We start from the raw sequence: 20,619 nt of genomic DNA, 5'->3' as shown, positions 1-20,619 counted from the left end.
TGTAAGGAAGTGAATGAACAAGCTTATTGTCGCAATAGCAGTACTGACATTGGCGGGTTGTACCACTAATGCCAAGACCCATGCAGCGCGTGGAGTCAGCGGTACTGAGGTTGATTGTTCGGGTTGGAGTCGGGGTGGAAAAAGTGTCACAGGCGCGCTGCCAAGGAGTGCAAGGGGGCTGGTTACAAGGTGGTCACGCGATCCGATGATGCCAAAAAGGAAGAAGAATATCCTTTCGGCTTCAATCCCGCGGGTTACCTAGCGCGCACCATGCTGGTTATCTGCAGATGAGCAGGACCAGGGTACGATCAATGTTCACTCTGAAATACCGCTAAAGATATGTCGGACCTCGGGCTGTTCAAATTCCTCCGGGCATGCTAAAACCTTTGAAGCGCTTTTCCTAGATGCTTGAAAAAGAAGGGAAAAATATGACGAAGTCGGAGTTGATCGAACGAATTGTCACCCATCAAGGCCTGCTCTCATCGAAGGATGTGGAGCTGGCAATCAAGACTATGCTTGAACAGATGTCCCAGTGTTTGGCTACCGGGGATCGGATTGAGATACGGGGGTTTGGGAGCTTCTCTTTACATTATCGTGCGCCGCGGGTAGGGCGTAATCCTAAGACTGGCCAGTCTGTCAGCCTGGATGGAAAATTCGTTCCCCACTTCAAGCCGGGTAAAGAACTTCGAGATAGGGTAAATGAAGAGGAAGAGCATGAAATTTGAATCGGCGGAAGGAAGGAGCCAGTGAGAAGGCTTAAGCATTTGGCGCTGCTTTTCATTGCGTTGTTGGTTATCCTGACCATCGTCGTTTTCATGCTTGAAAATCAGCAATCTGTCATCGTCACCTTATTCGGGTGGTCCAGTGCGCAGGTTTCTGTGTCAATCTGTTTGGTTGTCTCACTCCTGCTGGGAATGATCGTGGGGCCTATTTTGGGTATGGTCTTCCGCTACGCGCGCATCGTTAGTACAAAGCGGAATATTTGAGATGTAATCCCTACAGTTAAACGGGCTAACTTAAGTATATGCGAGAGAATAATTTAGACGATCGAAGTTTAGCTGAATTGAATCTATATGATTTGTTAAAAGGGATCTGGGTGCAGCGTTGGCTCGTTCTCATAGTGGCTGGCATGGTCACATTGATTTCCATCCTATACGCATTTTCTAGTAATCCTGTTTACGAAGCTCGGGCTTATGTCTTGCCTCCAACCAAAAACGATATTGAAGATTTTAACTATGGGCGAACAGTTCGTTCAGGTATGAAACCGTACTCGGTTTCGGATATCTACGCTGTATTTACCCGTAATCTTCAATCGGAATCGCTGCGGTACAAGTTTTTCAATGAGGTTTATGTCCCCTCCCTGGGTAAGGCTTCTCATCAAAGATCGAGGGATTCCATGTATCGGCAATTCTCTGCTGAATTGACAGTTGGTCAACCCAGCAAGGAATTCGCGGAGCGATACTCAGTTGTAGCCTTGACTGGGCAACCTGATCAGGCGGCAGAATGGCTGCGTCTCTATATTGAATGGGCGAGTGAGACGACAAAAAAAGAGCTGATAAAGAATCTGTCTAAAGAAGCCGAAGTGCGCGCCAGGAATATCGAGAAGCAGATCGCAATGTTGCGCGAAAATGCGGCTATGGAAAGAGAAGATACTGTTATCCAGTTGCGTGAAGCTGAGAAAGTTGCCGGTGCAATTGGGCTTCAAAATCATCTGGTAGTGTCCGGTGCTGTGACAGGGGAAATGTCTGGTGCGGCTGATCCACGGTTGATTTATCTGCGTGGCACCAAAGCGCTGGAGGCTGAAATCAAAAATCTTATTGCCCGCGAGTCGGACGATGCATACATCGAGGATTTGCGTAAACTTCAAACACAATACGATTTTTATAAATCTATTGCCGTAAAGGTGGAAGACGTAGCGGTTTGTCGCCTTGACGGTGTGATCCAGTCACCGGATGCTCCTATTAAACCCAGAAAAGCATTGATAATCGTGCTTGGATTGCTCTTGGGGCTTATGTTGGGCATAGTTCTTGGGGTAGGTCGTAAATTTTGGAATGAAAGTAAAACTCAGTCTGCTTCGAGCTGAAACAAGCGGAAGAGTAAGTGTCAGGAAGTTTAGGGTGAGTGGCGCTTAGCTGTCTCAGTATTTTTTGGAAATGCTTCGGAAAAAACTGCCAAATATGAGAATGTCAGGACTCTTCAGCTTGATGATTCCTTTCGAACGCCACTCACTCCTATGCAGATAATGTCTTGTCCCATCAAAATGTGGCCAACGCCAATCGTGGCTTTTTTATCGTTTTTTATCAGTCTGCTGCATCTTAAACCAAGTTGACCCGCTATGAGCGGCAGCGGCTGAGTGCCGTGAGTCTGGTCGTATATTGCAGTGCTTCATTTCTCGTTCGGGCTCGGGAAGGGTGTGCTTGCTAGCCGACATACCTCCGCCTAGCCGAGCTGAGATCTACTAGAATACTTCAGTGGGGTAGTGCCTTCTGCGCTTCTCTGTGCGGGTGACGCCCGCGTCGTTCGTCTCAGTATCACGCTCTTCCATCTGCATCGTATTTCGGCGGGGAGGGGCGGGCGTCGCCGCCCGTCGTCGAGAAAAAGCGTATTTTTTTTAAAAATGCGCATGTATTCGATTCGTCAAGACTAGTAATGTTTCGTACTGCTGGCACAATGCTTCCCCTTAGCGCTCTGTCTTGTTTTACGTATGCCTGGTGTTGTTGTGCAGGTGAGGTTTAGTGAAATAGATGTGCGAAGTCTATTAGGTGACTTACCCGCTTCAGATCAAGGAAGGCAATAGTAATGAATGACTTAATCCGTACTCGATCCTCTTTTTCTCACGAAGGGATTGACACTTACGCTCTTCTTAAAATTATTGCACAACAAAAAATAATCATAGCCGTTGTTACGGCTTTAACAGTGCTGATTGCCTATATCTATTGTCTTCTGGCGCCAGTGCAATATCAAGTTAGTAGTGTGCTGCGTCCTGCAGCATTAAACGAGCTTGATGCGTTGAATCGCTCGGAAGTTTATAAGCTCCCACCGAATGACGCTTTATCTAAGGTGGGCGGAGCGCTTGAGTCTTATGAGACGCGTTTGGGTTTTTTTCTTGCCAATCAATCACTCTTTCAGAAGTTTGATAGGCCAGGCCGCTCCCTTGAGCACAGTTTTGAAGAGTTCAATCGGGATTCGGTAAAACTGTCTCTTTCTGACCCCAAAAGAACTGAGTCTGGTAACGGCTATATCACAGTAGAGCTGAGTTATCCTGAAGATGTTGATGGCGTCGCTATTCTCAATGGACTTGTTAGTTACGCTATCTCAGCAGAGCGTGAGCAGATAGAAGCTGACCTGAAAGTGATTGTGACTAACCGGCTCAATGAACTGAAGGGTAAAATTGACGCGGCGCGTTCTAATTATGAAACTGAGAAGGACGCAAAAATAGCTTTTTTGCTTGAGGCTGATGGTGTGAAGCGCGCGCAGTTGCAAGACGAACTCAAAGCTCTGCGGCAGCAGTTAAAAACTAGACGTAACGACCGCATAACTCAATTAAATGAGGCGATCACTATTGCTGAGTCACTGGGCATCAGGAAGCCAACTTCTCCCTCTGCATTGGCTGATGTGGATGGTTCTATTTCATCTAGTGTCTTGCGAGTGGGAGTTACTAATCAGCAAGTCCCCTTGTATTTTTTGGGCGTCGAGGCGCTAGATGCAGAGCGTAGAGTTTTGCAGCATCGCATGTCAGATGATTTTACCGAGGCACGTATCGCGCAAATAACAAAGGAGCTTTCGCTGCTACAATCAAATCATCAAGTTGAAATTCTGGCGCAAAGAAAAAATGAAGACATGTTTCTGAGCGATATTCAGTCATTGCGGGCAGAGGCCGTGCGCTTGCGTAACTTGGATATTGATATCAGTCGCATAAATCTGGTCACGATTGATCGTCAAGCTTTGACACCATTGGCACCCGTTAAACCGAAAAAAAGCATCATTATCGTACTTGCTGTGATCCTTGGAGTAGTGCTGGGTTCAGTGTTGGTTTTGATCCGTCATTCGCTTGTTGTTCGTCAGTCCCCGCAACTTAGTGCAGCTAATGTAGTTCATGATTCAATATCGGATGACCGTTCGTTGATTAGTGGCACATAAATTTCGAACGTTATTGTGCTTTTTCTGACTTGCGTGCTGGAGAACGTTGCGGGGGAGGCGATCAATCGAAGAGATAGATTGCTTTCCCGGAGTTGTTCTCCCAATGCATTAAGATTGTTAGTTGTATGATTGATGCCCACAATGAACATTTTTTTCCGAGCGAGCGAAAAAATTCCTCAGTGCTAGTAAGCACAAATTTGAGGCAAGTCTCGGTATCTGGTGTCGAGACCGCGACGTCTGAAGGGAATATCTGCGAGCGCAAGATTGAGCCATTGAGCAGTTTCAAACGCCGTCAATCCAGCGGCCTAATGAAGCATGTGCAGGTCCGAGCCGGCTGTGGTCGCGTCACGCTCTGGAGTGGGCCAAGGATGTTACTCGGAAGCGTTGTTTTTTACGCCACGGGGCGCGCGCGCGGCTGGATCATTTGCGTACTCCCGGCGACAGGTATGTCGGTCGTGGGAAAAATCCGGTAGTCGTATAAATCAACAACTTGAAAAAGCCATCTAAGCTGATACGAGGCATAATAGCTTGGATAGCGGCATCCGATGCTCGCTCCAGTCAGCGAGCGCGCCGAGTGCCTAGGGTCAGACTATCCGCGGGTGATAGCATGCTCCGTGGTCGCTCCACCTGGAATCAGAAGGGCGGGTTGAGACCTTCCAAGTTGGAGACGATAAAGCATGGCATTTTGGCGAGGTATAAGCCTGGCAAGCGTTAACCAGGGCGTGGCGCGTCGTTACAAGACTGCGTATCAGACGCTGTCTGTGTTGGTGTTATGCAGTAAATGTACCCACTTGCTTCTACATCGTTTGTGTGGATGGCTGATTGGCGTAAAATGCATGGTGGTTGTCAGTCGTTGGCAAGATGATAGAGCCCTGGCTGAATCAGGGACGCGACTATTATTGACAAGTGCATGCAAATGAATATTTACACACCAAAGACCCATACCCGCACACCTCAGAAAAGTGCCTGGTACCTCGTGCAGTGCAAGCCTCGGCAGGATGAGCGTGCTGAAGAGCACTTGACCCGTCAAGGGTACGGGTGTATGCGTCCCGTTTGTAGTCGGGATCGCATCGTGCGTGGACAACGAACTCATTTGCAAGAGTCGTTGTTCCCCGGTTATCTCTTCATCAATCTTCCTGACGATACCAATTGGGCACCTTTACGCTCGACGCGAGGTGTCAATCGGGTGGTCAGTTTTGGTGGCAAACCTCTGCCCGTAAGCTGGGAACTGATCACCCAATTGCGGAATCGGGTTGAGGTTTCACAGCCCGCGTTCGCCGTAGGGGACCGTGTTCGAATTCTTGAGGGCGGTTTGGCTGCTCTGGATGCTATTTTTATGTCAGCGGACGGCGAGGAACGGGTAATATTGTTGATTAATCTGCTCCATCGTCAGCAAACGGTAAGCATGCCCCTAGTGAACGTGTCGGCGTTTTAATCGCTCTAAGGGGATGCGGACATTGCAAGCTCTATGTTCTCAGGAAGTCGACGTTAAATCCTGGGGCGGTAGCGTGCCTTTTGATAGCAACGTCATCGGACCCTAGTGAGTTCTGTTAGCGTTTTCGTCGATGAGTCTTTACTTGAAAATTCAAAGGTAAAAGTTAGTGAAAAAAGTATTAGTGACGGGGGCTGATGGGTTTATTGGTTCTCACCTGACAGAATTGTTGGTTCGAGAAGGTTACGAGGTCAAGGCCTTGTCCCAATACAACTCTTTTAACTATTGGGGCTGGTTGGAAGACGTTGATTGTTTAAAAAGCATTGAGGTTTTGAATGGGGATGTGCGAGATCCCCATTACTGCAAGCATATTACAAAGGATGTTGACCTGGTATTTCACCTTGCAGCATTGATCGCCATTCCTTACTCGTATGTCGCCCCCGATAGTTATGTCGATACCAACGTCAAGGGTACTTTGAATATATGCCAGGCGGCCCTGGAGAATGGGGTGCAACGAATTATCCATACCTCAACCAGTGAGGTTTATGGTACGGCTCAATATGTTCCTATAGACGAAAAACACCCATTGCAGGCTCAGTCACCTTATAGCGCGTCCAAAATCGGCGCGGATGCGATGGCGATGAGTTTTTTCAATTCTTTCGATCTGCCTCTTACAATTGCACGTCCTTTCAATACTTATGGTCCCCGGCAATCGGCGAGAGCGGTCATTCCGACGATTATTACTCAGATCGCGAGTGGCAAGAAGCAAATTAAACTGGGCGATGTAAGTCCGACCAGGGACTTTAACTTCGTTGCTGATACATGCCGCGGATTCCTCGAGCTGGCTCGGTGTGACAAGGCTGTTGGGGAAGTAGTCAATATTGGTTCAAATTTCGAGATCTCCGTTGGGGATACTCTCCATCTAATTCGAGAGTTGATGGGCAGTGACGTAGAGTTTCTGACCGACGATCAACGCATTCGCCCAGAAAAGTCGGAAGTATTCCGCCTCTGGTGCGACAACACAAAGATCAACGGTCTGACCGGTTTTCAACCGCAGTACTCAATTCGCCAAGGATTGCAGGAAACCATCGACTGGTTGTCGCGTCCTGAGAACCTGGCCAAATATAAAGCTGATATTTATAACGTCTGAGGCTCCAGAATGTTCGACTCTCTTATAAGCTTTGTGCGGGAGCAGTACCGTACAAACGAGTTTATTCCACTACATGCTCCCAGTTTTAAGGGGAACGAACGGACCTATGTGGTGGAAACCATAGAGTCGACTTTCGTTTCGAGTGTAGGCGCATTCGTTGATCGCTTTGAGCGTGACATGTGTGCTTACACGGGCAGTCCGAAAGCTGTTGCGACGGTGAACGGAACAGCGGCTTTGCACGCAGCGCTTTTGTTGGCTGGCGTTAAACCGGGTGAGTTGGTCATTACGCAGCCACTGACATTCGTCGCTACATGTAATGCCATAGCATATTGCGGGGCCGAGCCTGTTTTCATAGATGTTGATCGGCATACGTTAGGTCTTTCTCCCACCGCGCTTGACAAGTGGCTCCATGAGCACGCACGCATGGATGAAGATGGATTGTGTCGGCTTAAAGATGGGGGGAAGGTGGTGCGGGCCTGTGTTCCCATGCATACCTTTGGACATCCCGTCGAGCTTGATCAGTTGGTGGAAGTTTGTAGGCGCTGGGGATTGATCATTGTTGAGGATGCCGCCGAGTCACTGGGAAGTCTCTATAAAGGCCGGCATACCGGTACTTTTGGCCAATTGGGCACGCTGAGTTTTAACGGCAACAAAATCATTACTACCGGAGGTGGCGGCATGATTTTGACTAATGAAACATTAGGCGTCAGAGCCAAGCATCTCACGACGACTGCTAAGCTCCCTCATCCTTACGAATATGTGCACGATGAGGTAGGTTATAACTATCGCCTTCCTAATCTCAATGCCGCGTTGGGATGTGCGCAATTAGAGCAGTTGGAAAGCTTCATTACCTTGAAGCGGTCGCTTGCCGCACGGTATGAAGAAGAGCTGAAAGATAGCGAATTGCGTTTTTTTCATGAGCCTGAAGATTGCCGCTCGAACTATTGGTTGAACGCAGTTATCTGTGAAAACCGCGACAGACGCGATGCTTTGCTCAAGGCAACGAACGATCGAGGTGTCATGACTCGACCGATTTGGCAGTTGATGAATCATTTACCGAGCTTTGCTACGTGCTTGCGTGGAGATCTCAGTAACGCTACATGGCTGGAAGATCGCATCGTCAATCTTCCCAGTAGCGTCATGCCGGAGCCTTCTGTGTGAAACGTACAGTTGCCGTGTTCACTGGTACTCGGGCTGAGTATGGTTTGCTCTATTGGTTGATGAAGGATATTGAGGCGAGTAATCGCCTTGAACTCCAGCTTATCGTCAGTGGGACCCATCTTTCGCCTGAGTTCGGCGAAACCTGGACGCAAGTGGAGAAGGATGGTTTCTCAATTGATGCAAAGGTCGAGATGTTGTTGTCTTCAGATACCTCGGTCGGTGTGGTCAAATCCATAGGACTGGGGACGATTGGTTTCGCGGACGCTTTGGACAGGCTGAAACCTGATGTGCTGGTCGTACTGGGTGATCGCTTTGAGGCGCTGGCAATTGTTCAGGCAGCCTTGATTATGCGGATACCGGTCGCGCACCTACATGGCGGCGAGATCACAGAGGGGGCTTACGATGATGCGATTCGACACGCTATCAGCAAGATGGCTTATCTGCATTTTGTAGCCGCTGAACCCTACCAGAAGCGGGTCATACAGATGGGCGAGTCGCCAACACGAGTGTTCAATGTGGGGGCTATCGGTCTCGATCATCTGCTCCGCAGTCCCCGGATGAATCTTGAAGAGCTTTCTCAAAACCTCGGATTCACGCTTGACTCCCGTTTCATATTGGCAACCTACCATCCCGTCACTCTATTGGAGGAGGATCCGACGCGTAGTTTTTCTGCTCTATTGGAAGCGCTCGATCATTTTCCAGAACATCAAGTAATTCTGACGTATCCGAATGCCGATAATGGAGGGAGAGCAATAATCCCGCTCCTGGAAGCCTACGCGAAAGCTCAGCCTGAGCGCGTATTCGCTATTCCCTCGCTAGGATTCAGACGATATTTGAGTGCGGTGTCCTTGGCTGATGCGGTTGTTGGTAATTCATCTAGCGGAATTATTGAGGTTCCTGCCTTCGGTATCCCCACTGTTAACATTGGCGCGCGCCAACTGGGGCGTCTCGCGGCGGATTCTGTATTGAATTGTGAGGCTGAAACTGGCGCCATCACATCAGCTCTTAGCAAAGCGCTTTCGAAAGATTTCGCTCAGCTGTGTAAACACACGATTAATCCTTATGGGACGGGTAATGCCGCTCAGAGCATCGTAAATGTCCTTGAACAATTCGACGGGATATTCCACAAGTCATTCCACGATTTGAGCTGACACATGAAACAGTCCACTAAAGACACTGTATATGTAATCGCCGAAGCTGGCGTAAATCATAACGGCGAGCGGGAACTGGCTTTTGCATTGATAGACGCTGCCGCCGAGTCTGGCGCTGATGCTGTAAAATTCCAGACGTTCGATGCTGTGAAATTAGCTTCAAAACATGCTCCCAAGGCGACTTATCAGAAAAAAAGTACGGATCAGACTGAAAGTCAGTTGTCCATGCTTAAAAAACTGGAATTGCCTAGAGAGTGGCATGCTGAGTTGCAGAGTTATGCGAGGGGTAAAGGGATCGAGTTCTTATCCACTGCCTTTGATCACGATAGCCTCGACTTTCTTACAGACCTTGGAATGCCTTTTTTCAAGGTGCCTTCGGGCGAGCTGACCAATGGCCCACTGCTATGGCAATTCGCACGAACCGGAAAAAAATTGATCCTTTCCACCGGTATGGCTACGTTGAGTGAGGTAGAGCAGGGGTTAGCAGTCATCGCGCACGCGCTGGAATACTCCACGGAGCCCGCCGATATAGACGAAGTCTGGCGTTGCTGGGGTCAACATGAATCCCGGCAGCGGCTACGAGGACACGTTACTTTGCTTCACTGCACCTCTCAATATCCCACGCCGTTCAATGAAGTAAATCTCAGGGCTATGGACACCTTGGCAGATGCTTTCGGGCTGGATGTCGGTTACTCGGATCATACGGAAGGCTGTTTAATACCCGTTGCCGCTGTAGCGCGCGGGGCCAAAGTCATCGAGAAACATTTCACTCTTGATCGTTCTTTACCCGGACCTGATCACAAAGCATCGCTTGAACCTGATGAACTCAAAAGAATGGTTTCAGATATCCGCGCTCTTGAGACCGCTTTGGGCGATCCATGCAAGGCTCCGCAAGCGAGCGAATGGGATACGCGAAAAGCGGCTCGCCAGCAAGTGGTTGCAGCTCGGGAAATAGGGGCTGGCGCAACGTTTTCAAGAGAAGATCTCACAACCGCACGTTGTGGACGAGGCTTGCCCCCCACTGCGTTGTGGGGTTTGGTTGGGCGGGTTGCTGGGCGGGCATATCAGGTAGGTGAGATCATAGAATAATGATTGTCGAGATAAAAAGTGGACCGCCACTGGTAATACTGGGAGCGGGCGGCCATGCGAAGGTGCTACTTTCGCTTTTGCAAGCGGCCGGGCTGCTTGTTATGGGAGTGTGCGACCCTGTTTTATTCAAACAAAAGCTTGAAACGTGGCGTGGCGTCAAGGTTCTGGGAGGGGATGAGTTCCTGGAGACGTTGGATCCCACCAGTGTCGGTTTGGTTAACGGGATTGGTCAAACAGTCGGTAGCTCCCGTCGACGTGAAGTCTATGAGCAATTAATCGCACGGGGCTTTCACTTTCCAGCGCTTGTACACCCCCATGCCTGGGTTGACCCCACCGTCGATCTGCGAGACGGTGTGCAAGTGATGGCTGGTGCAGTGGTCCAGGCAGATACTGTAGTGGGGCAGAATACGATAATTAATACGCGCGCCAGTCTTGATCATGATTGTTGTGTAGACGCACATGTACACATAGCTCCGGGCGCGACGTTATGTGGAAGCGTCAAGGTTGGGGCCGGTGCTTTTATTGCCTGTGGCTCGACTGTGATACAAGGACTTACGATTGGAGAGGATGCCGTTGTTGGAGCCGGAGCGGTTTTGGTCCGCGACCTGCTGGCTCGGCTAGTATTGTTGGGCCCGGTGGCACGCAATAAGCCCGTGTCGGGCGAGTGAATCAAGAGAAGGTACTCAATGAAGCAATGGCAGTTAACGCTCATCAGCCCTGATAGCTCCATGGAGGAAGCCATTGCAACGCTAGATCGCGTAGCGGTGCGGATCGTCATGATAGTTGACGAGGAACGTCGCCTTCTGGGGACGTTGACAGATGGTGATGTACGTCGCGCGTTGCTGATGCAGCGACCACTCAACACTCCTGTGCGAGATGTCATGTGCACAACTCCGCGGACAGCGACCAAGGACTGGAGCAAGGAGCGCGTACTGTCGGTCATGGAGAGATATCAGCTGCTTCAGTTACCTTTGCTAGATCACGACCAACGTGTCATCGGTCTGGAGACTTTGCATGATCTTTTGAAAAAGCAGCTAAAGGACAATCCGGTATTTTTAATGGCCGGAGGATTTGGTACACGTCTACGACCGTTGACTCATAATTGTCCAAAGCCGCTGCTCAAAGTTGGCGATAAGCCGATCCTCGAACTGATTCTTGAAAATTTCATTAGTTCCGGATTTCATCGCTTTTTTATATCCACGCACTATATGCCGGAAATGATCCGTGAACACTTCGGTGATGGCAGTCGCTGGGGAGTCAGCATTCGTTATATCCATGAGGAAGAGCCCTTGGGTACAGGTGGGGCGTTAGGCCTGTTACCCCACGATGAAATTGATCTACCGCTATTTATGATGAATGGCGATTTGCTGACCACTCTGGATTTTCAGAATTTATTGGAGTTTCATCAGGATCATACGGGTGTCGCTACCATGTGTGTGCGTGAGTATGAGTACTGCGTTCCCTATGGTGTTGTTCAAAGTGAGGGGCATCGAATTAGCTCCATGGTGGAAAAACCAGTACAACGATTTTTCATCAATGCAGGGATATACCTGTTGTCACCTGAACTGGTAAAAAGTGTTGCGCCGGGCACCAGAGTTGATATGCCGACCTTGCTTGAGCGAGAGATTAATGCTGGTCAGGACGTAAATATGTTTCCTGTCCACGAGTACTGGCTTGATATTGGGCGGATGGAGGATTTTCAAAGAGCGCAGCAAGAGTTCGGTAATATATGAACCCGATCCGAACATTTCTGGTTGTAGGCAGCGGTAGTATTGCGCGCAGGCATATAAGTAATTTGAAAAAATTATTTAACCCCGCGCGAGTATTGTGTGTATCCGCAACTGGGAGGGTACCAAGCCAAGAGGAGATAGGCGCCGATACCGTCGTTTATCGGAGTATCGAGCAAGCGCTCAGTGAAAAACTTGAGTTTGCAATCGTTGCCTCACCCGCCCCGTTTCATATCAGTCAGGCGGCATTGCTACTTGAGTCTAATGTGCCAGTATTGATTGAGAAGCCACTGTCCGACTCGATGAATACATTCAAGAGTCTGGGCGCTGTACTGCATGATAAACGCGGCAAAGTTGAAGTCGCCTATAATCTCCGTCTTATGCCATCGGCCATCAAATTCAAGTCGTTGATCACTGAAGGTATGCTGGGTGATATTTATAACGTCATCATTGATGTGGGGCAGTATCTACCTGATTGGCGCCCAACCAGCGATTATAAAAAAAATGTGTCTGCCCAAAAAGCGCTGGGTGGTGGCGTTCTTCTCGAGCTTAGTCATGAGCTAGACTATTTAGGTTGGATTTTTGGAATATTCGATACTGCGTTTTGTGCTGCGTCCAACTCTGGGGCTCTAGAGATAGATGTAGAAGACAGCGTCGATGCTATCCTTATAAATAAGAAAGGACTTGTTGCGAACCTGCACATGGATTTTCTACAGCGTTCACCCGCTCGAACCTGCAAAGTTATTGGTCAGTACGGCACGTTGATTTGGGATATCCTGCAGAACAGTGTCACTCTGAAAGATAACAATAGCCAGACAGTCATCTTTATCGACGCTGAGTATGACCGCAATAGTATGTATCTTGATGAGTTGGTTAATTTCTCTAAGGTGGCTGCGGGGCGAGCGAGACCTTCAGTGGATATCGATCAGGCGCTTAGCACATTGAGCTTGATTGAAGCTTTAAAACATTCTGCAGCTAACCGGCAGGTAGTAAATATTGGAGATTTTCTATTATGAGTGTGTACGCCTTCATATTTGCTCGAGGGAACTCGAAAGGCTTGCCCGGGAAAAATATAAAGTCATTGGGAGGTGTTCCTCTCCTTGGCCACTCCATACAGATTGCCCAGCAAGTTAGTACCATTACAAAGATTTTTGTCTCCACCGACTCTGACGAAATAGCGGCTGTTGCCGAAAGCTATTCGGTCGAAGTAATCAGGAGGCCAGAGCAGCTTGCGAGCGATACCGCCCCCGAGTGGCTAGCTTGGCGCCATGCAATTGAATATTTGCATGACCGAGGCGAGCATTTCGATTTGTTTGTAAGTTTGCCTGCTACCAGCCCTTTGAGAAGCGTTGAGGATGTGAGTAAGTGCATAGCTTCTGCTGATGAAAATACGGATGTTGTAGTTACAGTAACTCCTGCTTCAAGAAGTCCGTACTTCAATATGCTTGTCCGTGATGAGAAAGGATTCAGCCATCTGGTATGTTCAAGTAGCGATGTTCACCGGCGTCAAGACGCTCCTGAAGTTTATGATATGACAACTGTCGCCTATGTTGCTCGCCCTAGCTTTATTCTCGATAAGCAAAATATATTTTCGGGTAGGGTAAAGTCAGTGATAATTCCGAAAGAGCGGGCAGTTGATATCGACGACATATACGACTTCAAAATGGCTGAAATGCTATTGGCAAATCTCGGGAGCGAACATGTTACAGGGTAAGAAAATTCTGGTAGCTGGAGCAGGCGGACTGTTGGGAAGTAGACTTGTAGTTGCTTTGGTTGAGCACGGGGCCACTGTCATTGCTGCGGATATAAATAAGACGTTCATGGAGCAGCGTGTAAAAGAGATTGGTCTGCAGGAGACTTCAAATATCTCTTTCATTGAACTTGACTTGAACTCCACGACGAACGTTGATTATGTGTTCGCCCAGTACAAAGACCTGGATGGTGCGGTAAACTGCACTTATCCTCGAAATAGCAGTTACGGCGCGAAATTTTTTGATGTGAAACTCAGTGACTTTAATGAAAATGTATCGCTGCATTTAGGCTCGTCTTTTTTGTTCATGCAACAATGTGCTGCTTATTTTAGACGTGAAAACAGACCGTTCTCACTTGTCAATATTTCTTCGGTATATGGCGTTATTGCTCCGAAATTTGATGTGTACGACAATGCCCCGATGACAATGCCTGTGGAATACGCCGCGATAAAATCTGCAATAATTCATTTAAGCAAGTATCTGACTGCCTATGTATCGAATAGTTTCTTCAGGTCAAACTGTATAAGTCCGGGTGGGATTCTAGATGGTCAGTCGGAAGTTTTTTTGAAGCAGTATAAAAAACAATGTTTAGGCAAAGGGATGCTAGATATTGACGATGTTCTTGGCCCAATCGTTTTTTTGCTTTCAGATCAGTCAAAATATATGAATGGTCAGAATCTTATAGTCGATGATGGCTTCTCCCTGTGAGCGCGTCGTCCAGCGGAGCATCTAATGTATAACTTTTTATTAGTGGGCGCGGGTCAGTTAGGTAGCCGTCATTTGCAGGCGCTGGCTCAATGTGATTTCGGCGAAGTGACTGTTTACGTTGTAGACCCTTCCCAAGAGTCACTTGATATCGCGAAAGTTCGTTTTGATCAGATACAGATTTCCTCACAAATCAAAAATATTCACTTTCTCACGAATATCTCACATGTAAATGAAGTGATTGATTTTTGTGTTATTTCCACGGGGGCGAATTGTCGACTGCAGGTAATTGAGCAGCTTTTTTCACACGTTAAAGTCAATAATCTGCTACTGGAAAAAGTGCTCTTCCAGTCAGTAGAGCAGCTCAATGCCGCGGAATCTTTGCTAGAAACTTATGAAACCCAAGTGTGGGTTAATTGTCCACGTAGAATGTTTCCGATCTATAGTATTTTGAAAGAAAAACTGTTAAATGAAAGTGCGGTTAATTTAACGGTGGTCGGAAATGATTGGGGCCTTGCCTGCAACTCGATACATTTTATTGATATCTGGGCATATTTAAGTAACTGCACGCATTACCAGTTGAATCTCGATAGTCTGGCATCGGAAATTATTGAAAGCAAACGACCAGGATATAAAGAAGTTACTGGTACAATATCTGGGGCAAGCAATAAAGGCGGCTTTGCATTAACGTCCATAGCTAAAGATACGCCATCAGCAATTGACATTAAGATTGAAACAGATAATTTCCTTATAAACGTTGATGAGTCTAAGGGGCTGTGTGTGATTGAATACAGAGGTAGTGGAGTCAAGGAGGAAATACCTTTTACTAACCTGTATCAAAGTCAACTGACGCAAGTGGTTGCCAAGTCTGTGATTTTGGATAAGCGTTCAAGTTTAACTGCTTTCGCTGAATCTGCTGCTCTTCATCGACCATTGTTATCTGGTTTGCTGGATTTTTTCAATGATAAAAGTGATACTGAATACACCTTTTGTCCAATTACCTGAGCGTCGTTAGAATGATTTTATTAGTTGGTGCTGGCCCAATGGCAGTTCAGTATGCTCAGGTAATCAAGGGATTAGATAAGCAATTTGTGGTGGTCGGTCGTAGTGAAAAGTCGGCTGCCGAATTTGAAAAAATTGTTGGCGTATGTCCCTCTACAGGCGGACTGGAAGCGTTCCTTAGCCAAAATCAACTGACAACGATCGAGTCGGCAATTGTTTCTGTCAGTGTGGATCAACTGGAGAGTACTACTGCCCTTTTGATAAAACATGGAATCAAACGTATTTTGGTAGAGAAGCCCGGGGGAATGACGCTAGAAGCCATCGAATCCTTAAGCGGATTAGCCGACAGCCGGAATGCTTCTGTGTACGTTGCTTACAATAGACGATTTCTAGCTTCTGTTTTAAAAGCAAAAGAACTCATAGAGCAAGATGGCGGTGTGAAGAGTTTCAATTTCGAATTAACCGAGTGGTCTGACTCTATTGCGGTGATACCTAAAGCTGATGGTGTCAAGGAAAACTGGTTTTTTGCGAATACGAGTCATGTTACAGATCTCGCTTTTTTTCTCGGAGGCAGACCAAAGGCAATAAGTACTTACACTTCCGGTACGTTGCCATGGCATAGCCGATCTGCAAGGTTTGCCGGTGCCGGTGAAACCGAGGGTGGTGCACTGTTTTCTTATAGCGGTGACTGGCAGGCACCTGGACGTTGGGCAGTGGAAATCCTTACGGTCAAGAGGCGTTTCATTTTTAAACCATTAGAAAAGTTACAAGTTCAACAAGTCAATAGCGTGGCCATTGAATTTGTAGAATTTGATGATGAACTGGATAAGAAATATAAACCCGGGCTTTTTCTACAAGTACAAAATTTTCTAGAAGGCAACGAGACTGCTCTTTGTGCTTTGGATGAGCATTTAACCAATAGTAAATTATACGCGCGTATCGCTGCTTATGTTTGATCACTCTGGAGCCGCGCTATCAGGTGATGAATTGTGAGTAGCAGTAGCTTGATCGGTGCGTTTAGGTATGTGGTCGCTGCGTATAGCGAATTTTCACTGGTTGCCTTACTGACACTTTATTTTACAAATACAGCTGCTCAACATGTTTTGGCGGACTCTAGCGTCACGTTCATCGTAATTTCCTATAGTACGTTTTTGGCCTTGGGTTTTCACAATGGCGCCGTCAGAGATGGCGCCATCAGTGAAAGTGAGCGCGAAAAGAATGACATTTTGAGACTGGAGATTTATTTTTCAGCGGTAGTGGCAGCGTTATTAATATTTTCGGCCGTAGTTTTTCGAAATAATTTTTATCTCATGGCGGGCTTGTTGATTGGAGGAGTCAATCATCTCAAAACGTCCTGCCAAACCGTTTTCCGATTGTTGGAACAAGACAATCTTTTGAATTCGATGAACATCTCTTGGGCAGTAATGTTCTTTGTTACTTTTTCAACGGCAGCGCTTACAAAAATCGATGCAGAGCTTCATTTGATGTTTTTTGGTTGTTGGATATTATCAGCATTTGTAGTTGTTTTAAGTTTTTACATATACTGCATGATAAAGTTGAAAGTTTTCAAAATAAACCTTGGTGATGGAAGAAAGTTATTTGTCAAGATATTGAGTTCTTCAAAATATATGTTTTTGATGTCTAGCGGTTTGGTCGTATTGCTGACGTCAGACAGGCTTGTCTTGAGTTTCCTGGGTGCCAGCGATAAGGTTCGGGCGGATTTCCAGTATGTGGATGTACTAACGAACATCTACTTTCTTGGCGTGACAGCCGTATTATATTATTTTACTCCTGGCATGCTAAAAATGTTCAGTGAAACCTCTGGCGCCTCTCACCAGGATTTTTTATCCATTGCTCGAAAATGTTGTACTTATCTTGCAGGGGCATTTGTCGCTTTTCTTTCTATGGTGCTATTGTATTTAGTCGTGCTCGGAAAGTTTAGCGTCGGTCTGGTTGAAGTGCTCGTTTCTATGCTCTTGTTAAAGACGGCGTTGGTTGTTCTCGGTTTTGTTTGTAATTTCTATCTTGCGAGAAAATTGGAAAAGTTACTTGCATTTTGCTATTTGCTTTTAATGGGTGGCGGATTTTTAGTTTCCCTGCTTTTCTCCAGTATCTTTCTGGCAAGTCCAGTACTGGTATTCCTCCCATTTTTGAATTTTCTGATTGTCAGTATTTTAGTATTGTTTTTAGTGAAAAACCTTTATGTCAGGTGATATGAAAAAAATTCTAATATTAACTGACTCGCTCGGATTGCCGAGAGTGAAGCCAGAATTGGTAAGTGATAATGACTGCTGGGTATATAAAGTGGTTGATCATTTCTGCGGGCGTTTTTATTTAAGGGCGGCAAGCGTCCCAGGTTTGGATAGCAACCAGCTTGTATCTATAGCCAACGATTACTATCGTGCAGTAAAGCCGGACATTGTCGTTGTTCAGGTCGGTATAGTCGATTGTTACCCGAGGGCTATAAAGAAGGGTGAATTGTCTATTCTGCTTAGATTACCTTCCTTTATATCAGCGCCTGTCCACTGGGCTGTAAAAAAATTTTATACTCAGTTGATATCTTATAGAAAAATCCAGTACGTTCCGCTCAGCCAGTTCCAGGAAAATATGAAAAGGCTCAAGGATGCATTTGCTGACTCCGTCTTTCTGATAGTCCCCATCGCACCCCCGTCTATGGTCTATGTTAAAAAGAACCCATTTGTTGCGGAGTCGATAGGTCAGTACAATGAAGCTTTGAGTACCATATTTGATAATGATTACATGGATGATTGTTATCAGGAGGGGGATTCTGAACGGATATTTTTAAGTGATAATCATCACTTAAATGCAGTGGGCAATCAAATAGTGTTCGATGCAGTTGAAAACGCATTAAATTCTATTTTGTTGGCTAACAGTAATATGCCTGTGCAGGTTCTATGATCTTCGCAATTGTAGTGTTCATGATTGTGGTTTTTTTGGTTTTTAGAAACAAGGAGGTTCTATGTCCTTCCAATGTCGTTTTTATCAGTTATTTTTTGTATTTCGTATTTCCTTGTCTACTTTTTTATACATTGGATATTATTGGTTGGGAGTATGTGTTGCCGTGGGGCAAGGTCAACGACTGGTCAAAACTGTCTGATGAGTCGATATTGTCTTTTGCTTATGTGTTTACGCTTTTCTTTTTTATTACTCGATTCCTTGAAACGCTGCTGGACCGATCTTCTGCGCCTGACTTTTTCCAGGTATATCAGGTCAGGCCCATCGGTTTCTTTCTGTTAGCCCTATCTATTCTCGGTGGGAGTACTTATTTTCTCCAGGTTACAGGGGGAGTAGATGCGTGGTTTTCAAATTATAGCGATACATACCTTGAGAACAAAAAGGGGTACGGGCTACTCAATTTTCTTTTGATAATGAGCGCTAACTTTCTGGCGTTAGTACTAGGGCTTTACTGGCGTACTTGTAAGAAAATAAATGTGCTGCTTATACTCTTTGTTCTTGTCGTGCTTGTAGGCTGCGCTTATATTCAGGGGGTTAAAAGCAGGATATTCTATTTTGCTATTTTCTTTAGTGTTCCGTGGTTAAGTGTCGCACGACTGACCGTTATTAAGGGGGGCGCTATTTTTGTAGGATTTGTCCTGCTCTTTAGTTTTGCCATGTATTTTAGGTCGAACGGGTTTTATAGTACGCCTGAAATGTTGCTGGAGTATTTTCTCAGTTATTTCAATACGATTTTCCTCCATGAGATGATACTCCGAGATATGCCCTCGGATTTTTTGCTGACGATGGCATATCCGCTTAACAAGTGGCTTACGTTTGTGGGCATACCTTCTGAAGGTTATTTGCACGATATTAGCCGCTGGTTGACATCCATCTACTTTCCTTCTCAGTGGTTTGAAGGGGCTGCCACACAGCAGTGGCCCATTGAAACTGAGCTTTATCTGAACTACGGCTATTATGTGTTTTGGATTATTCCTATCCTGCTTTACTCGTTATTTATCTGTGGGCTTTACTCCGTTCGTTATAGGTTTGGGCCGGTTTTCTTGTTTATATACATGTCGGAGCTACTGTTGTTTTTGAGTATGTTTAGGGGGAGCATGCTGCAGTGGATTGCATTATTCAATGTGCTTTTCTATCTGTTCCTATTAGTCGCAGCGCGGCTTATATTTGTTAAAGTGGTGCCGCATCATGCAGAATAAATCAGTGAAGATACTATCTGACCTCATTTTTGAATCTTATATAAATGAGGTGTGTTTGGACCGTGCGATGAAAGACAAGTTTCTCGCGGATAAACCCCGTATTGAAAACTTTCCCGCCTACAAAGCATTGTCTATATACCCGCTTTTCAAAAAATATGGTTTGTTGATTTTAGCCATATTATGGGTCGTAAGGCTTTTAATGGTGCCGGCGGTCTTTCTGTTTTCCATTATAAGTCTACTCATGTCCTTCGTTGTTCTTGTATGGCCTCATAAGCGAAAGCTGGCGGATCTGCCTGAAAACATATGCTTGCCTAACACTCAAAATCTAAAGCTTTTTAAATACCTCTATGGTGATTTGAAGGGGCGTGTTTTTTTTGTATGTAAACGTCCTTTTGACTTTGTCGGTTATCTCTCACCGGCAGATTTTGTTAAGGGCTTTCTCATTGTTGTGCGGGTCTTGGCCAAAACGCTGGCCTTCAAAGGTAGTGAAAGAGTTCTTCGTCGCGACCTGATACTGCATATGTTTGATTTGGTATCGATGGCTTGGTTTTCATTGTTTATACATAAATTGGCAAGCAAAGGGAAAGCGTTTGTAACGGATAGTAATCATCAAAGATGGGATTATGTCATAACCCATCTTTCGAAGCGCTGCGATCTTATTCAGCATGCCTATATTCATGCTGATTTGAAATTTGACTATTCTTTTGGTCAGATTAAGTGCTTGTACGTGTTTGATTCGATGTTTGAGCAGGTGTTTCTAAATTACTACACCGTGTCCGCAGTAGACGTGATTATACCAAACCTCAAGTTGGATTTAGTAACCAGCGAAAAACCCGTATTGTTTTTGGCGTCTTCTGCTCCTTTTGTGAACATTGAAATCGATTTTCTCAAGCAGATTAGACAGAAGTCAGATTTCTGTATTGTTGTAAAATTGCATCCAAGTCACGTATATGACTCCTCCGTTAAACAACTTACCGTCCTCGCTGACAGGGTGGTTGGAAGGGCGGTATTTCCTGACTGTGATGTCATGGCGTCGTACGACTCATTTCTCGGCTACGAATACAAAGCGTTGGGGAAACGTGTGGTTTTTCTGAAAGATGAGATTTCGGAAGATTTATTCGCTGGTTGAATTTAAG

At 46.2% G+C, this 20,619-nt stretch carries 20 protein-coding genes and 1 pseudogene; all 21 read left to right on the top strand.

What is annotated here, in order from left to right:
* Nucleotides 1-13: 13 nt before the first annotated feature.
* The 21 genes and pseudogenes from ACYZTL_RS07295 to ACYZTL_RS07195 all read left to right on the top strand — a co-directional run bounded on the left by ACYZTL_RS07295 (nt 14) and on the right by ACYZTL_RS07195 (nt 20,612).
* Nucleotides 14-291 (top strand): annotated as a pseudogene (locus ACYZTL_RS07295) (hypothetical protein).
* Between the two features lie 137 nt (nt 292-428).
* Entirely contained in the window at nt 429-725 is a 297-nt protein-coding gene (ihfB, locus tag ACYZTL_RS07290) for an integration host factor subunit beta (RefSeq protein WP_461954281.1), read from the top strand.
* Between the two features lie 21 nt (nt 726-746).
* Nucleotides 747-986 (top strand): lipopolysaccharide assembly protein LapA domain-containing protein, encoded by a 240-nt coding sequence (locus ACYZTL_RS07285; protein ID WP_461951208.1) that lies wholly within the window; start codon nt 747-749, stop codon nt 984-986.
* A gap of 38 nt (nt 987-1,024) precedes the next feature.
* Entirely contained in the window at nt 1,025-2,083 is a 1,059-nt protein-coding gene (locus tag ACYZTL_RS07280) for a Wzz/FepE/Etk N-terminal domain-containing protein (protein ID WP_461951207.1), read from the top strand.
* 716 nt (nt 2,084-2,799) lie between these two features.
* The gene (locus tag ACYZTL_RS07275; RefSeq protein WP_461951206.1) at nt 2,800-4,140 is read left to right on the top strand and encodes a GNVR domain-containing protein; all 1,341 of its coding nucleotides are present in this window, start codon (nt 2,800-2,802) and stop codon (nt 4,138-4,140) included.
* A gap of 916 nt (nt 4,141-5,056) precedes the next feature.
* Complete coding sequence (rfaH, locus tag ACYZTL_RS07270) at nt 5,057-5,575, top strand: transcription/translation regulatory transformer protein RfaH (protein WP_461951205.1); 519 nt, start codon at nt 5,057-5,059, stop codon at nt 5,573-5,575.
* 166 nt (nt 5,576-5,741) lie between these two features.
* Nucleotides 5,742-6,722 carry an NAD-dependent 4,6-dehydratase LegB gene (locus tag ACYZTL_RS07265; protein ID WP_461951204.1) on the top strand — a complete coding sequence of 327 codons (981 nt, stop codon included), beginning with the start codon at nt 5,742-5,744 and terminating at the stop codon, nt 6,720-6,722.
* 9 nt (nt 6,723-6,731) lie between these two features.
* Complete coding sequence (locus tag ACYZTL_RS07260) at nt 6,732-7,883, top strand: LegC family aminotransferase (protein WP_461951203.1); 1,152 nt, start codon at nt 6,732-6,734, stop codon at nt 7,881-7,883.
* Entirely contained in the window at nt 7,880-9,034 is a 1,155-nt protein-coding gene (gene neuC, locus ACYZTL_RS07255; RefSeq protein ID WP_461951202.1) for a UDP-N-acetylglucosamine 2-epimerase, read from the top strand. The genes ACYZTL_RS07260 and neuC overlap by 4 nt, the downstream gene beginning before the upstream one ends.
* Before the next feature lie 3 nt (nt 9,035-9,037).
* Complete coding sequence (neuB, locus tag ACYZTL_RS07250) at nt 9,038-10,123, top strand: N-acetylneuraminate synthase (protein ID WP_461951201.1); 1,086 nt, start codon at nt 9,038-9,040, stop codon at nt 10,121-10,123.
* A complete protein-coding gene (locus ACYZTL_RS07245) occupies nt 10,123-10,791 on the top strand; it encodes an acetyltransferase (protein WP_461951200.1) in 669 nt (222 codons plus the stop codon). The genes neuB and ACYZTL_RS07245 overlap by 1 nt, the downstream gene beginning before the upstream one ends.
* Before the next feature lie 18 nt (nt 10,792-10,809).
* On the top strand, nt 10,810-11,856 hold the full coding sequence (locus ACYZTL_RS07240; protein ID WP_461951199.1) for a nucleotidyltransferase family protein: 1,047 nt from the start codon (nt 10,810-10,812) through the stop codon (nt 11,854-11,856).
* Nucleotides 11,853-12,866, top strand: a complete 1,014-nt coding sequence (locus tag ACYZTL_RS07235; protein WP_461951198.1) for a Gfo/Idh/MocA family protein — start codon at nt 11,853-11,855, stop codon at nt 12,864-12,866. The genes ACYZTL_RS07240 and ACYZTL_RS07235 overlap by 4 nt, the downstream gene beginning before the upstream one ends.
* Nucleotides 12,863-13,564, top strand: coding sequence for an acylneuraminate cytidylyltransferase family protein (locus ACYZTL_RS07230; protein ID WP_461951197.1), 702 nt, complete (start codon nt 12,863-12,865; stop codon nt 13,562-13,564). The genes ACYZTL_RS07235 and ACYZTL_RS07230 overlap by 4 nt, the downstream gene beginning before the upstream one ends.
* Nucleotides 13,551-14,309 (top strand): oxidoreductase, encoded by a 759-nt coding sequence (locus tag ACYZTL_RS07225; protein ID WP_461951196.1) that lies wholly within the window; start codon nt 13,551-13,553, stop codon nt 14,307-14,309. Before ACYZTL_RS07230 ends, ACYZTL_RS07225 begins: the two co-directional genes overlap by 14 nt.
* Before the next feature lie 24 nt (nt 14,310-14,333).
* Complete coding sequence (locus ACYZTL_RS07220) at nt 14,334-15,311, top strand: Gfo/Idh/MocA family oxidoreductase (protein WP_461951195.1); 978 nt, start codon at nt 14,334-14,336, stop codon at nt 15,309-15,311.
* An 11-nt stretch (nt 15,312-15,322) separates the two neighbouring features.
* Nucleotides 15,323-16,264 carry a Gfo/Idh/MocA family protein gene (locus ACYZTL_RS07215; protein ID WP_461951194.1) on the top strand — a complete coding sequence of 314 codons (942 nt, stop codon included), beginning with the start codon at nt 15,323-15,325 and terminating at the stop codon, nt 16,262-16,264.
* Between the two features lie 33 nt (nt 16,265-16,297).
* Nucleotides 16,298-17,521, top strand: coding sequence for a hypothetical protein (locus ACYZTL_RS07210; protein ID WP_461951193.1), 1,224 nt, complete (start codon nt 16,298-16,300; stop codon nt 17,519-17,521).
* A 46-nt stretch (nt 17,522-17,567) separates the two neighbouring features.
* On the top strand, nt 17,568-18,227 hold the full coding sequence (locus ACYZTL_RS07205; protein ID WP_461951192.1) for a hypothetical protein: 660 nt from the start codon (nt 17,568-17,570) through the stop codon (nt 18,225-18,227).
* Nucleotides 18,224-19,483: a hypothetical protein gene (locus ACYZTL_RS07200; protein WP_461951191.1), complete on the top strand. Its 1,260-nt coding sequence runs from the start codon at nt 18,224-18,226 to the stop codon at nt 19,481-19,483. The genes ACYZTL_RS07205 and ACYZTL_RS07200 overlap by 4 nt, the downstream gene beginning before the upstream one ends.
* Nucleotides 19,473-20,612, top strand: coding sequence for a hypothetical protein (locus ACYZTL_RS07195; protein ID WP_461951190.1), 1,140 nt, complete (start codon nt 19,473-19,475; stop codon nt 20,610-20,612). Before ACYZTL_RS07200 ends, ACYZTL_RS07195 begins: the two co-directional genes overlap by 11 nt.
* Nucleotides 20,613-20,619: the final 7 nt, after the last annotated feature.

The organism is Pseudomonas sp. LB3P81, assembly GCF_054897965.1.
This window is presented reverse-complemented; position numbering and strand designations above follow the sequence as displayed.